This window comes from Brassicibacter mesophilus (genome assembly GCF_050433385.1).
GTDB lineage: Bacteria > Bacillota > Clostridia > Tissierellales > Proteiniboraceae > Brassicibacter > Brassicibacter mesophilus.
This window is the reverse complement of sequence record NZ_JBNPXI010000036.1, coordinates 16,065-30,750: the sequence shown is the minus strand read 5'-3', so window position 1 is coordinate 30,750 and position 14,686 is coordinate 16,065. Positions and strand designations below refer to the sequence as shown.

Genomic DNA, 14,686 nt, shown 5'->3' with positions numbered 1-14,686 from the left:
ATAAAACACATTAGTTTACATTTAAAAATTCACTTCTACATCTATAGGTTCTTTCTACACCTCTTTTAATCATGAGTTTCGCAATTACCTAATATAATCTTAACTGTCTTTTTTTAAACTCTCTTGCATTTAAAACAATAGATTTGTGTAAGTAGCTTGTAGCGTTAATTTTAAACATATAATCACTAAATCTCCTATTTAATATACTGTAGGCTTTCTTATCGTGCTTAATAATAGCTTTTTTATAAAGTGCTTTATTCTCCTCACTTTCATCAATAAACTTTTTAGCTAAACTTAGCATTTTATCCCCCCTTGTCTGAATCCCTTTAAGTTTTTATATTCTGGAGAAAACAAGTACTGTAGCTTGGTAAAAATACAAATTCTTTGATACTAATTAAGATATAAGCTAATTGTTTATACTAAATAATAGGACGTAAAAGACATTTTTTTCAACCAAATAAAGTAAAAACAGTAAAACAAATTAAGACAAAAAAGGACAAACTGTAAAAAAATTTTTTTTATTAGTGGTTGAAAATTTTAATAGATGCACCCTTTTATATAGTGTAAGGCGAAATAAGTTGGCCAACAAAGAGGAGTCTTACAAAAATAAAATTAAAAGAAGGAGGTATGTATATGAATCATACAGAAATTTATACCATAAGTGAAGTTAAACAATTAAGAGACCAGGCTTATAAAGCATGGCAAGGAGAAAATCCAGATAGTCCTGTAGTACACTATCTAGTAGATGAGGGGATTATGGTTGGAATAGGTGTTGTTTTAGATAAGTTGGCAAAAGGTGGAACCCCTGCTTTAACTATATTAGGAATTTACTTAGGTGCTTGTGAAGTTCTTGCTGACGATCTAGCTAGGGATAGTTATGAATTTTATAAATCGGTATACGATGCAATGTATAAATATGACTATGATTTAGCAAAAGTAGATACAGGATATAAAGACACTTATATTCCTCCTAAAAAGGGATGGAGTGGTGGAGTTTTACCAATGCAAGTTAGTGAACCTATTCTCATCGCTTTCCACTCAGATAGTGGATGGAAATACTTTAATTAAAAAATACAATAAAAATCACCATTTTTTTCTAAATGGTGATTTTTATTGTATTTTTTGTTATAATTTATATAAAAAGAGTAAGGAGTTCTAGAATGAAAATTTATAAAATTATTGCTAACTATTATGAAAAAGTTAAAGTCATTATAGCAAAACCCTATAATAAATTTCGATTGATTTATATTTGTAGTTTATTTTTAACGACTGCTTTTTTGGCATATACGGGTCATGGTGTAGTTATACTATTCATAAGTAGCGTAATGTTACTTAATCTTTGGTTAGCTAATCATTACTTAGCAAAACCAACTGATGATGAGAAAAAATGAATATTTAATGGAGATACAACAAAATGATTTTCTACGATAAAAAAGTAGCCGGCTAAAAAGAGAAGTGATGCATTGCTCAGATAAAATATCACTTCTCCTTTTTATCTATTGAGAGCTTACCTATCTACAACATTACTCAACGAATGAAATATATCATCCAATGAATCTAATAATATATCTTTATTTGAAATCTTGTATAATTTTGAGTTTGGACCAGCGCTAATAAAATCATTATCATATACTACTATCATAATAATTTTATTAGAAGTATCATTAGAAAAAAACATCATGTATTTCACATTCCCTGTATCGGCACGATTTAGCTGCCCTCCTCTATATTCAATAAGATTGAGCTTGCTAAATTCATTTAATAACTTCCTGATCTTGTTAGTATCATCATCTTCTCTTACTTTAGATTCTATGCCATTATATTTATGCATACTTATTTTATTAAAGTTCTTTAGTATATCCTGTCCTTCATATTCCTGTAATACAAGTTCTTCAAATGTCCCTCTTGGTGTAGCTAAATAAATGATTAATGATATGACGATAACAATAAAAACAATCCAATAAATTATCTTTTTAATCATAATCATCCCCTTTCATTCTTTAGACGATAATACTGTTTCATTATGTATAAGTACATTATATCAATTCATTTTAATTGTTCAAATAAATACTGTATTTGGTTTGTAATTCCATAAAATTAGATACTATTGACAGAATCATATCCTCACAAACTCAATACATAGATGTTTTGGGATTAAAAATTAGCTTTAAATGTGCAGCTACAGGCTCAAATCCTGTAACAGTAACAGTATCAACTCCACATGCTAGAGTTGATACAAAAACATGGACTAATTTAGCTGAAGGAGAAATTACTTCATGGTATGTTCCGCTTAGAAACATAGGAGATTATAAAGTGCATATTTCAACCAATAGAGGATACTCATATGATTGGTACATTATTAAGCTAAGATTAAATGGTACAGATTATAGTGATGTACATTGGTTCACACAAAAGGAAGTAGATGATTTAAAATATGGGGGAACTTTTGCTAGTTTTGTACTTTACTCACTATTAATAAGTCCAATAACAGCTGCTATAGGTGCCAAAAGTATAATTGGTGGCTTACTAACAGAGCTTGGGTTAAACATTGGTGGCTTAATAATTGCTGATAAAACTATGTTATTTCACAACGGGTTTTCACCAGAAAGCAATACTGGGTTGCGTTTTAAGTTAGTTGATAATGGTACTAGTTATATAGATTGTAAACTTCAAAAACTTGAAAGAGATAACTACGGGAATAGAATAATCAAACATGAGGAGTCAGTAAGGCGTTATTATGATTCTTTTTAGAAGATAAAAAAAGATAGGGTAATTAATCATCCTATCTTTTTTTATGATGGTATAAAACTTTAATATCTTGAGCTATCATGATTAATGTGCCTATTATTAAACATAGTGCCATTAAAGGAACAATATAATATGCATTATGTTCTGGATAGATATATAAATGATAAAAAGAAGAATCCAGTGCATTAGGGATTGCAAAAAAAACATTAATTATTGTTGATAAAAAAATAAAAATACTGATCACTAAATTAAAAATCATTAAAAGAAACTTTTTTCTTATTTTACTTATAACAAATACTTTAAACCATACAAGTCCTACTAATAATACGCATAATATTATTGAAAAAATTGAAAAATCCATAATAACACCTCAATATTATAATTTCAAAATTATTGTAATAAGTATCATTTATTAAATGAAAAATAGTCGAACAAATTATCTTTTTAATCATAATCATCCCCTTTCATTCTTTAGATGATAATACTGTTTTATTATGTATAAGTACATTATATAACTGTATCTTCTATATGTATACGTATTCCATATTTGGTTTGTTAATCCATTTATGTGTCTAAAATTAAGTTGATAATTAATGTACGCTGAAAGAAATAACCTTATCAAAGATAAAAAAGCTTAGTATATCAATATATATTGATATACTAAGCTTTTAATTATATGTAACTTTATTTGTTTTTAGGTATCTTTACAACTACCTCAATAAACTCACCAGCATCTCTTTGCTCGTATTTTGCATCTACTCCACTTTCTTTAATTGCATTATAAGCATTTTTTATTGTATTTAAATATATTCTAAAGTTAATAAGACTCTTTATATTTTGCTTACTCTTTGGTTCTTCTTCTTTTGTCATATCATCTAGTATATCTTTGATAAGCTTCTCAGTCTTCTTAACAGTTAAATCATTTTTTATTATTTTTTCTAATACAGAGGCCTGCAGCTTTTCATCTGGGAGCTTAAGAAGAGCCCTTGCATGTCTTTCAGTGAGACCATTCTCTATCAGTATTTTTTTAATTTCAGTTGGCAGTCTCAAAAGCCTAAGCTTATTAGCAATTGTAGATTGATTTCTTCCTAGCTTTTCAGCCAATTCCTGTTGTGTAAATCCATGATCGCTTATGAGATTATTATAACCTTCAGCCTCTTCAATAAAATTAAGGTCTTCTCTTTGCAAATTTTCAATCATTGCTAAAACAGCAGAGTCTTGATCCTTTAAGCTAACTACTATAGCTGGTATTTTTTCAAGCTCAGCCATTTCTGAGGCTCTTAATCTTCTTTCCCCAGCTACAAGCTCATAGCTTTCGTCAGCTATTTTGCGCACACTAATTGGTTGAAGTATACCATATGTCTTTATAGATTGGCATAACTCTTCAAGTGACCTTTTATTAAAGCTTTTCCTCGGCTGATATGGATTAGGCTTTATATATTTTATTGGAATATAATTGACTTCATTAAATAAATTGCTCATTACATCAATCCTCTCCCCGTAAACTAAGACTCAGTTCAGGTTAAGTATAAGCTTTACCTGAACACGTAGTCGTGTTATCCAGGAGCTATGCAACTCTTTATTCCAACTTAAAAAAAGTGTGAAAATTAGAATTGTAAGCTATCGGATAAACTTCTCCCCTGATATATTTTATTTCTCTACAAATACCTATCTTCCTGCTATGTTTTTTAAAAATATTTGATTTTCGTTTTACAATATTATTGGTTATTTTATTTTTTACAACGGGTTTTTCTTAGGTTTTCCTGCTAATCTAGGATATTTTGTCGGAGTATGACTAATTTTCTTTATAATCAATAGGTTATGATTAATGTCACTATTAGGTAACTTTATATCTATCCTATCTTCAAGCCTACCACCAAGTACTTTAATTGCATTATGAGCTTCTTTAATTTCATCATCTACTTCAGGTCCCTTCATCGCAATAAAGTATCCATTAACCTTAACAAAAGGAAGACAATACTCAGATAATATATTAAGAGCTGCTACAGCCCTTGAAGTAGCTATGTCAAATTTTTCTCTATATTCAACTGAATTTCCATAATCCTCTGCTCTTCCATGAAGTGTGCTTATACCTTTTAGTTCAAGCTTATTAATCACTTCATCTAAAAATATTAACCTTTTATTAAGGCTATCCAGTAATACTACTTCCGTATCATCTTCAACAATCTTTATAGGTACACCAGGAAAGCCACCACCGGTACCTATATCTATTATTTTTTTCCCGCTAATAACCTTTCCTGTTTTAAATATTGTAAGGCTATCTAAAAAGTGCTTTATATCAATTTCATTATCGTCTGTTATAGCGGTTATATTGATTTTTTCATTCCACTCTTTTAAAAGCTCTTTATATACACTAAACTTCTCCATTTTTTCTTTTTTTAAGTTTAAGTTAAGTTCAGATAGTCCTTTAATAAGGATATCAGTATTGTTCATCATATTCACTCCTGTTTCTCAAAATCTTCATCCCATGAACATTCTATTTTATTCATATTAGGTTTTAGGTTTCTATGCTAATATCTAAAGCTACCCCTATTTAGTACTTTGATTCAATCTTCTTTGTTGTTCTAAATAGATTAATAACACATTAATATCAGCTGGTGAAACTCCAGATATCCTAGATGCTTGACCGACAGATTCAGGTTTCATAGCATTCAACTTCTGTCTAGCCTCTAGCCTTAATCCTTTTATCTCACTATAGTCAATATCTGACGAAAGCATCTTGCTCTCAAGCTTCTTAAATTGTTCTATCTGCTTTAATTGCTTTGCTATATATCCTTCATATTTTATTTCTGTCTCTACCTGTATCCTTATTTCTCTGCTTAGTTCCGGCCTATCTGTATCTATAACTTTAAGAGCATCATATGAAACCTCGGGTCTCTTTATCAAGTCATATAATGAAGTTGGTGTTTTTAAAGGTGTACTATTAAGACTTTCAAAAAACTCATTTATCTCTTTAGTTGGATTTATTTTTTTTTCTCTTAATCTATCAAGCTCTTTATTCATCTCATCTTTTTTATTTTTCATTCCGTTATATCTTTCTTCAGTAGCTAACCCTACATTATATCCTTTCTCAGTGAGTCTTAAGTCAGCATTATCCTGTCTTAAAGTTAATCTATACTCAGCTCTTGAAGTCATCATTCTATAAGGCTCGCTAGTTTCTTTTGTCACTATATCATCAACTAAAACACCAATATATGCTTCTGATCTGTCGAGTATAAGAGGCTCTTTATTATTAAGCTTCAATACTGAGTTTATACCAGCTAGAATCCCTTGTGCAGCTGCTTCTTCATAGCCGGATGTACCGTTTATTTGACCTGCAAAAAATAAGTTTTCTATCTCTTTATGTTCTAATGAGCGCTTTAATTGTGTAGCATCTATACAATCGTACTCTATGGCATATGCGGTTCTCATAATTTTGACATTTTCAAGTCCAGGTACTGACTTATACATTTCTTCCTGAACTTCCTCAGGAAGTGTTGTAGACATCCCTTGAACGTACATTTCACAAGTATCTAATCCCTCAGGCTCAATGAATATTTGATGCTTCTCTTTATCTGCAAACCTTACTACTTTATCCTCTATAGAAGGGCAGTATCTTGGCCCAACACTCTCCATTTTGCCTGCATACATAGGAGACCTTTCAATATTGCTTCTGATAGTCTCATGAGTATCCTTAGATGTATATGTCAAGTAACAAGGTACCTGTTCAATTCTTATATTATCACTCAAAAATGAAAAAGGTATTATCTCATCATCACCTGGCTGCTCCTCCATCTTAGTCAAGTCAATACTATCTTTATGTACTCTTGCTGGGGTACCAGTTTTAAATCTTTTCATCTTAAGCCCTACGTCTTTTAAACAATGTGATAATCTATTTGCAGGGAAAAGACCATTTGGTCCACTTTCGTAGCTGACTTCTCCAATATATACTTTTCCTCTTAAATAAGTGCCTGTAGCAACAATAATAGATTGTGCATCATATCTTGCTCCAGTATTTGTAAGAACGCCTGTTACTTTTCCATCTTCAACAAATATCTCTACAACTTCTCCTTGTCTTAAATCAAGATTGTACTGCTTCTCTAGTGTGTACTTCATTACACTCTGATATTTTTTTTTGTCTGCCTGTGCTCTTAATGAATGTACAGCTGGACCTTTGGAAGTGTTTAGCATTCTCATCTGTATCATTGTTTTATCAATAACTTTACCCATCTCTCCACCTAATGCATCTACTTCCCGTACAAGATGGCCTTTCCCTGTTCCTCCAATAGATGGATTACATGCAAGTAGTGCAATTGCATCTAAGCTAATTGTTAAAAGTAGGGTTTTCTTTCCCATACGAGCTGTAGCAAGTGCAGCTTCACATCCTGCATGACCTGCACCGATGACTACAACATCATATTTACCGCCAAAATACTGAATAGCTTTATCCATAAAAAAGGCTTCCTCCTCTTCTATCTTCATTTGTCAATATATATATACTCAAAATTCCAATTCTTGACTCTTAATTATGGCTATAGATATGAAAGCTCAGATATAAAAATATGCTTTAATATGAATAAAATAGCACATTCTATTTTATTCATATTAAAGTTTTCATGGTAGATATCTACATTTCTACTTACCTATACAGAACTCAGCAAATATCTTATCTATGATATCTTCTTTTACTGTATCTCCAGTTATCTCTCCAAGATTTTCCCAACAATTTTTTAAATCTACCTCAACGCAATCTATAGGAATTCCAGACTTAATCGATTCTATTAAATCAGTTATATTTTCTTTAGCTTGTAATAACTGATCTCTATGTCTAACATTTGAAACTATTATGTCATCACTAATTTTAATTTCAGTTGAAAAGAACATATCTCTTAGCGTATTTTCTAAAGCCTCGAGTCCTTCTCCTTTAATGATGGACGTACTAATTATCCTTTTATCTGGAAGCAGTTTTTTAATACTTTCTTCATCAATTATGTTTGGAAGATCAGTTTTATTAAGCAATATAATGACCTTTCTGTCTTTAACAAGCTCGATTATATCATAGTCTTCTTTTGTCAGCTCTCTTGACATATCAAAAACTACTATTACTAGGTCCGACTTATTTAAAAACTCTTTTGCTCTATCAACACCAATTTTTTCAACTACATCTTCAGTTTCTCTTATCCCAGCAGTATCAACTATCTTTAGCGGTATACCTTTTATGTTGACATATTCTTCAATAACATCACGCGTAGTACCAGGTATATCAGTAACTATAGCCCTATTTTCTCTAAGTATAGCATTCATAAGAGAAGATTTCCCAACATTAGGTTTTCCTAAAATAACTGTCTTTAAGCCTTCTCTTAATATTCTTCCTGTATTTGCAGTATCTAGTAATCTATTTATTCTATTTAGTACTTCAACGCCTTGTTGTTCAAGCTGACTATACGTCATATCCTCTATATCGTCCTCTGGAAAATCAATAGAGGCTTCTACATGTGCTAGCATAGCTAATAGTATGTTTCTTATTTCTGACACTTCTTTAGATAGTGTTCCTTCTAGCTGATTAAGTGATACATCAAAGCTTGAATCTGTCTTTGAACTAATCAAATCCATAACTGCCTCTGCCTGTGCCAAATCTATTCTTCCATTTAAAAATGCTCTCTTAGTAAATTCACCACGCTCAGCCATTCTTGCACCATTTTCAAGAACTAATTCTAATATACGTCTCACTGGAATTATTCCACCATGGCAATTAATCTCCACAACGTTCTCTTTTGTATATGTATTAGGTCCTCTCATATATACTACAAGAACTTCATCTATCTTCTTCCCATCTTTTGGGTCTATAATATGTCCGTAGTTCAATTTTCTTTGTTCACTTCTGTCTAAGCTATCAAATCTTTTACTTCGAAATATTTTATCTGCAACATTAACTGAATTTTTCCCACTGATTCTAATAATCCCTATTCCAGCTTCACCTGGAGCTGTAGCAATTGCAGCTATAGTATCTGTATCCATTATTAACCACCCCAACTTATCTAATAGTATTATTAGTATACCAAAAAACACTATAACATAATATAAACCCAGTATAAATACTGGGTTTAATTATAATTACTTAAGTCCTATTACAACTCTTCTAAAGGGCTCTTCTCCTTCACTGTAAGTAACGATACTAGAGTCATTTTGTAAAGCTGAATGAATAATTCTTCTCTCATAAGGATTCATAGGTTCGAGTCTTACTGTCTTTCTCAAACTTTTTGCTTTACTTGCCATTTTCTTAGCTAACCTAATCAATGTCTCTTCTCTTTTTTGTCTATAGTTTTCAGTATCTAATAGTACTCTAACGTACTTGTCTCTATTTTTGTTAATAACAAGGCTAAGAATATATTGTAATGAGTCTAAGGTTGCGCCTCTTTTACCTATCAATATCCCCATATCAGAGCTACTAATATCTTCAATATTAACTAAAAGGTCATTACCCTTCTTCTCTGTGCGTATTTTCCCTTTAATATCCATTTTGCTAAATATCAGTTCTAAAAAATCATGGGCTATCTCTACAGGATCATTAGTTGATGTAACTCTAACCTTTGCTTCTTTAGTACCTATAAGCCCAAACAAACCTTTGCTAGGTTCTTCAAGTACTTCTATAGTTACATCTTCTTTCTCAGCATTCAATTCTTTCAATGCTATATTAACAGCTTCATCAACAGTCTTTGCTGTTTTTACTATAGACTTCATATTAATTAGATTCCTCCTTAACCTTACCTAAAGATCTATTAGTAAAATACTGTTGTACAATTTGGAAAACATTACTTACAACCCAATACAATGTTAATCCTGCTGCATATTTTGCTCCAATCCATAGTATAAATATAGGCATCATTATAGTCATAGTCTTTTGAGTAGCTTGAGCTTGATCATTCTGAGCACCTTGCTGTGCTGTAGACATCATTTTACTTGAAAAATAAGTAGTAACAGCAGCTATAATCGCAAGTATTGGAACATTAAAGGTGCCAACTTGCAATCCATTCATTACACCATCAACTAATGCATTAGGTGCAAGTGCAATATCCTTTATCCATAAAAAACTTTTATTTATAGCATCGTATGTCGCTTGATCTTTAAATACATAAGGAACAGGCGTTTGCATTACTCTAAAGAATGCAATAATTATAGGAAATTGAATTAAAAGTGGAAAACATCCTCCGAAAGGATTTACTTTATGCTCCTTATACAGCTCCATAGTCTTTGTATTCAAAGTTTGAGGGTCATTTTTGTATTTTTTCTGTAACTCTTGAAGCTTAGGTTGAATTTCCTGCATACCCTTCATTGATTTCATCTGTTTAAGAGTTAAAGGTAATAACAAAAACTTAAAAATTATTGTTGTAATTATGACAGCTATAGAAAATGCAGATAAACTAGCAAAATCCATCCCTATACCTGACACAAAACCATATACAATCTTAAGCAAAGCCCCCAACGGCTTAGCAAAAATATCTATCATTAAATAACCCCCTTCTTATTTTAGAGGATCATATCCTCCTGGGTTAAATGGATTACATCTTAAAATCCTTTTTATACTCTTATATCCACCACTAATAAAACCATATTTGTTAATGGCTTGAATTGAATATTCTGAACATGATGGATAAAATCTACACGTACGAGGCTTTATAGGAGAAATTACTTTCTGATATAGCTTTATTAAAAGTATTGCTATTTTCTTCATACTTATTCACCTTTTTTTGATAATCCACTTATCTTTACTAAATGCAATAATGCACTCTCAATCTCTTTATAGTTTGCATTTTTCGCATTAACTCTAGATAAAAAAACTATATCATACCCTTGTTTCACCTTGTTGGTATTCAATCGATACGATTCTTTTATACGTCTTCTAATCTTATTTCTAACAACACTATTTCCAATCTTTTTCGTAGTAGCGATTCCAATACGATTTTTGTCCAAGTTATTTTTTACAAAAAAAATAACTAAATATTTGTTTGCAAATGATTTCCCAGTGTCATACACATTCCTAAACTCTCTATTGCTTTTTAACCTTTGTTTATCATCCATTGAAAAACTCCTCAGAAGTTTCCTTTAAATTGAATAAAAAGGCCACATTATGCGGCCTTATGCTGTCAATCTTTTTCTGCCTTTTCTTCTACGTCTTTTTAATACATCTCTTCCTGAACTTGTTCTCATTCTTTTTCTAAAACCATGCTCTTTACTTCTTTGTCTCTTTTTAGGTTGATATGTTCTTTTCATGCTATACACCCCCTTCAAATGCTGGCAGCTTATATAAAATTAAATATTGTATTATCTAAAAAAACGCAGACACTACTATTGATTATATTCATATATAGACATAATGTCAAGAATTTATAATTAAAAAGCATTTTATCTAGTTGTTAATAAGATTCTTCACAGTTTGTTATATCTGTGGATATCTTAATATTATTGTTGATAATATTGTATATTTCTGATATTATTAAATAAAAATGTGGATTATTTATTAACAATTAAACAACTTATCAACATGTTGTGGATAATACTGTGTATAACTTTTTCATCCTGTTAATTGTTACCTAATAATTATCCTAAATATCTGCTTTTTTGTCCACATGACGATATAAGTGATCCTGTTAACAAATATCAATTCACTTATTTTTTTTCGTCTTTTATTGTTTTTTCAACATTTTATCCACAATTCTTATAATTTCCATGTTGATAAATTTTATTCATTTGCTATTCATCTAATTGCAATGCCCCTGTGGATAAATCTGTAGATAATTTTTTTATGTCTTTAATAAGTAGCTTATAAACTATCTTTATTTGGACAATAATCTTTTAATAGATGGGAGGGAAAAAAATGGGTTTAAACTTAGACGAAATTTGGATTGGCTCTTTAAAACTTATAAAAAGCGAACTAACCGAAGTAAGCTTTAATACATGGCTTAAAACTATAGAGCCTGTAGCTATTAATGATAATCAAATCATTTTAGGAGCTCCAAATGAATTTACAAAAGGAATATTAGAGGCCAGATATTTAACTCTAATAAAAAATGCAATAAAACAAGTATCCAATATTGACTTCAATGTTAAGTTTCTTATACCTGGTGAAGAAATATCGAACGATTTTGGACAAACTGCACAGAGTGAGGTAGTTGAAAATAGCTCATCTAGATCACAGTTAAACCCAAAGTACACTTTTGATACATTCGTTATAGGTAATAGTAACAGATTCGCTCATGCTGCCTCATTAGCTGTAGCAGAAGCCCCTGCTATGGCATATAATCCATTATTTATATACGGAGGAGTTGGACTAGGAAAAACACACTTGATGCATGCGATCGGCCATTATATTTTAAATCAAAATCCTAAGGCAAGTGTTGTATACGTTTCCTCTGAAAAATTTACTAATGAATTGATCAACTCCATAAGAGATGACAGAAATGTTGAATTTAGAAACAAATATAGGAATGTTGACGTATTACTAGTAGACGATATTCAGTTTATAGCTGGCAAAGAACGAACACAAGAAGAGTTTTTCCATACTTTTAATGCTCTTCACGAAGCAAATAAACAGATCATTATCTCAAGTGATAGACCACCTAAAGAAATACCTACGTTAGAAGATAGGCTCAGGTCAAGATTTGAATGGGGACTTATTGCTGATATTCAACCACCAGATTTAGAGACAAGAATAGCAATACTAAGAAAAAAAGCAAAAGTAGAAAATATCGATGTTCCTAATGATGTAACTCTCTATATTGCTACTAAGATACAATCAAATATTAGAGAACTAGAAGGTGCTTTAATAAGAATTGTAGCTTATTCTTCACTAACTAATAGAGAAATAACTGTTGATTTAGCTAGCGAAGCACTTAAAGACATAATATCAAACAGTAGACCTAAAGAAATAAATGTGAAGCTAATAAAAGAAGTCACTGCAAAAAACCTAAATATAAAGGTAGAAGATTTCAGTTCAAAGAAAAGAACAAGAGCTATATCTTACCCAAGACAAATAGCTATGTACTTATGTAGAGAGTTGACTGATTTGTCTCTACCTAAAATAGGCGAGGAGTTCGGCGGTAGAGATCATACTACTGTAATACATGCATATGATAAGATATCAACTGATATTCAAAGTAATTTAGAACTAAAAAGTAAAATTGAAGAATTAGTAGATGAAATTAAAGGAAAGTAATCAACAATTATATGTTAGAAAGCTGTTAACAGATTGTTGATATCTTTTAATGCTTAAAATTATTAAAGCTCAATGTTAGTTGTGTGGATAATTTATTAATCTATATAAACATTTTATCAACAGCTATTCTTACGTATATTTTAGACATATATATAGTTATCCCCATATTAACACCCCCTACTACTATTACTACTAATGTTTAGTTTATTTATATATATCATTTTATTAAAAGGAGGTTATCCACAATTGAAACTGCGTATTGAACAAAGAGAGTTATCTAAAGGTATAAATATAGTTCAAAAAGGTATATCTTCTAAAACTACTTTACCTATATTAAGTGGTATACTTATTGAAGCAAGTGAAGGTCAATTAAAATTAACTGGGACAGATTTAGAAATAGGTATCGAATCATCTTTAGCATGTGATATATATGAAGAAGGAAGTATAGTTGTAACATCTAAAATATTTGGAGATATTATTCGAAAACTCCCAGATATGCCTGTGGATATAGAGGTCAAAGAAAACAATAGCATTCACATTAATTGTGGAAATTCAAAATTTAATATTATAGGTCAATCATCTCTAGAATATCCACAGCTTCCTCAGATTGATGATAAGGATTTTTTCAATATTCCTAAGGATTTGTTAAAACATATGATAAAGCAAACAATATTTGCAACAGCACAAGATGAAACAAGACCTATATTGACAGGTGCTCTTCTTGAAATAAATAGTAATAATGCTGCACTAGTTGCATTAGACGGTTATAGACTTGCAGTAAAAAATGTATCAATAAATAGTAACGAGGATATAAAGGTTGTAATACCTTCGAAGACACTCAATGAAGTAAGCAAAATACTAGATGATGATGATTCAGATGTAAGTATTATGTGTACTTCGAGTCATGTAATATTTAATCTTGGAAAAACTGTAATAACTTCAAGGCTACTTGAAGGACAGTTTTTAAATTATAAAGATATAATTAGAAATGAGTATAAATCAAGAGTAAAGGTAAAAACTAAAGATATCCAGGAAAGTATAGAAAGAGCATCATTGCTTGCTAGAGAAGGTAAAAATAACTTAGTAAAATTTGAAATATCAGATGATAAATTAGTTATAACATCTAACTCGGAGATTGGTAATGTTTATGAAGAAATACCAATTGAGCTTGAAGGCAATGATATAAAGATTGCTTTCAACTCAAAATATATATTAGATGGTATAAGGGTAATAGACAGCGAAGAAATAGTAATGAATCTAGTAAGTAACGTAAATCCATGTATAATAAAACCGGCGGAAGATAATAGTTATACATACTTGATTTTACCGGTAAGACTAGCAGCTGAGGATTAAACTAAAGGACACCTATACAAATAGGTGTCTATTAATATTTAAGGAGTGATAATATATGGTGGAAATTACTATTAAAACAGAATTTATTAGGCTTGATCAACTGTTAAAGTTTGCAGGTATTGCTGGAACAGGTGGAGAAAGCAAATTTTTAATAAAAGATGGCCAAATTAAAGTTAATGATGAAGTAGTATATGAAAGAGGCAAAAAGATTAAAAAAGGTGATAAAGTTGAGGTTAGTGGACAGGAAATATTCATCGTAAAATAGGAAAATAATATTATTTCCTAAGTTTTACAGAATATTTGTTTGGTGATTTAAAAAAAAATGATATAATATATTAGTTAATGGTTTTCATTAAAGATTTCTTTGTATAA

General features: G+C 30.5%; 18 protein-coding genes. 6 read left to right on the top strand and 12 right to left on the bottom strand.

The window, feature by feature from the left end; genetic code table 11:
- Positions 1–88 precede the first annotated feature (88 nt).
- Positions 89–301: a hypothetical protein gene (locus HNR33_RS21650; protein ID WP_429087813.1), complete on the bottom strand. Its 213-nt coding sequence runs from the start codon at positions 299–301 to the stop codon at positions 89–91.
- Between the two features lie 332 nt (positions 302–633).
- Between HNR33_RS21650 and HNR33_RS21645 the strand changes: the two genes are divergently transcribed.
- Both HNR33_RS21645 and HNR33_RS21640 read left to right on the top strand, forming a co-directional pair.
- On the top strand, positions 634–1,068 hold the full coding sequence (locus tag HNR33_RS21645; RefSeq protein ID WP_429087811.1) for a hypothetical protein: 435 nt from the start codon (positions 634–636) through the stop codon (positions 1,066–1,068).
- A gap of 92 nt (positions 1,069–1,160) precedes the next feature.
- Positions 1,161–1,391 (top strand): hypothetical protein, encoded by a 231-nt coding sequence (locus HNR33_RS21640; protein WP_429087808.1) that lies wholly within the window; start codon positions 1,161–1,163, stop codon positions 1,389–1,391.
- A 116-nt stretch (positions 1,392–1,507) separates the two neighbouring features.
- Here HNR33_RS21640 and HNR33_RS21635 read toward each other — a convergent pair whose 3' ends face one another.
- Positions 1,508–1,981 (bottom strand): hypothetical protein, encoded by a 474-nt coding sequence (locus HNR33_RS21635; RefSeq protein WP_429087806.1) that lies wholly within the window; start codon positions 1,979–1,981, stop codon positions 1,508–1,510.
- 167 nt (positions 1,982–2,148) lie between these two features.
- Here HNR33_RS21635 and HNR33_RS21630 point away from each other — a divergent pair, with 167 nt between their 5' ends.
- Complete coding sequence (locus tag HNR33_RS21630; RefSeq protein WP_429087804.1) at positions 2,149–2,751, top strand: hypothetical protein; 603 nt, start codon at positions 2,149–2,151, stop codon at positions 2,749–2,751.
- 31 nt (positions 2,752–2,782) lie between these two features.
- On the opposite strand, the gene HNR33_RS21625 is transcribed toward HNR33_RS21630, so the two are convergent.
- From HNR33_RS21625 to rpmH, 10 genes are all read right to left on the bottom strand, one after another.
- Positions 2,783–3,109 (bottom strand): hypothetical protein, encoded by a 327-nt coding sequence (locus HNR33_RS21625; RefSeq protein ID WP_429087802.1) that lies wholly within the window; start codon positions 3,107–3,109, stop codon positions 2,783–2,785.
- Positions 3,110–3,432: 323 nt separating this feature from the next.
- Positions 3,433–4,230, bottom strand: coding sequence for a nucleoid occlusion protein (noc, locus tag HNR33_RS21620; protein ID WP_429087799.1), 798 nt, complete (start codon positions 4,228–4,230; stop codon positions 3,433–3,435).
- A 255-nt stretch (positions 4,231–4,485) separates the two neighbouring features.
- Positions 4,486–5,202 (bottom strand): 16S rRNA (guanine(527)-N(7))-methyltransferase RsmG, encoded by a 717-nt coding sequence (gene rsmG / locus HNR33_RS21615; protein WP_429087796.1) that lies wholly within the window; start codon positions 5,200–5,202, stop codon positions 4,486–4,488.
- Positions 5,203–5,298: 96 nt separating this feature from the next.
- The gene (gene mnmG, locus HNR33_RS21610; RefSeq protein ID WP_429087793.1) at positions 5,299–7,200 is read right to left on the bottom strand and encodes a tRNA uridine-5-carboxymethylaminomethyl(34) synthesis enzyme MnmG; all 1,902 of its coding nucleotides are present in this window, start codon (positions 7,198–7,200) and stop codon (positions 5,299–5,301) included.
- 183 nt (positions 7,201–7,383) lie between these two features.
- On the bottom strand, positions 7,384–8,766 hold the full coding sequence (gene mnmE, locus HNR33_RS21605; RefSeq protein ID WP_429087790.1) for a tRNA uridine-5-carboxymethylaminomethyl(34) synthesis GTPase MnmE: 1,383 nt from the start codon (positions 8,764–8,766) through the stop codon (positions 7,384–7,386).
- 96 nt (positions 8,767–8,862) lie between these two features.
- Positions 8,863–9,489, bottom strand: coding sequence for an RNA-binding cell elongation regulator Jag/EloR (jag, locus tag HNR33_RS21600; RefSeq protein WP_429087787.1), 627 nt, complete (start codon positions 9,487–9,489; stop codon positions 8,863–8,865).
- Between the two features lies 1 nt (position 9,490).
- Positions 9,491–10,255, bottom strand: coding sequence for a YidC/Oxa1 family membrane protein insertase (locus HNR33_RS21595; RefSeq protein WP_429087784.1), 765 nt, complete (start codon positions 10,253–10,255; stop codon positions 9,491–9,493).
- A gap of 15 nt (positions 10,256–10,270) precedes the next feature.
- Positions 10,271–10,480, bottom strand: a complete 210-nt coding sequence (yidD, locus tag HNR33_RS21590) for a membrane protein insertion efficiency factor YidD (RefSeq protein WP_429087781.1) — start codon at positions 10,478–10,480, stop codon at positions 10,271–10,273.
- Between the two features lie 2 nt (positions 10,481–10,482).
- On the bottom strand, positions 10,483–10,827 hold the full coding sequence (gene rnpA / locus HNR33_RS21585) for a ribonuclease P protein component (RefSeq protein WP_429087778.1): 345 nt from the start codon (positions 10,825–10,827) through the stop codon (positions 10,483–10,485).
- Between the two features lie 57 nt (positions 10,828–10,884).
- On the bottom strand, positions 10,885–11,019 hold the full coding sequence (gene rpmH, locus HNR33_RS21580; RefSeq protein ID WP_429087776.1) for a 50S ribosomal protein L34: 135 nt from the start codon (positions 11,017–11,019) through the stop codon (positions 10,885–10,887).
- Between the two features lie 604 nt (positions 11,020–11,623).
- On the opposite strand from rpmH, the gene dnaA reads away from it, so the two are divergent.
- The 3 genes from dnaA (at position 11,624) to HNR33_RS21565 (ending at position 14,579) form a co-directional block, all read left to right on the top strand.
- Positions 11,624–12,961: a chromosomal replication initiator protein DnaA gene (gene dnaA / locus HNR33_RS21575; protein ID WP_429087773.1), complete on the top strand. Its 1,338-nt coding sequence runs from the start codon at positions 11,624–11,626 to the stop codon at positions 12,959–12,961.
- A gap of 246 nt (positions 12,962–13,207) precedes the next feature.
- On the top strand, positions 13,208–14,314 hold the full coding sequence (gene dnaN / locus HNR33_RS21570; protein ID WP_429087770.1) for a DNA polymerase III subunit beta: 1,107 nt from the start codon (positions 13,208–13,210) through the stop codon (positions 14,312–14,314).
- Between the two features lie 55 nt (positions 14,315–14,369).
- A complete protein-coding gene (locus tag HNR33_RS21565) occupies positions 14,370–14,579 on the top strand; it encodes an RNA-binding S4 domain-containing protein (protein ID WP_429087768.1) in 210 nt (69 codons plus the stop codon).
- Positions 14,580–14,686: the final 107 nt, after the last annotated feature.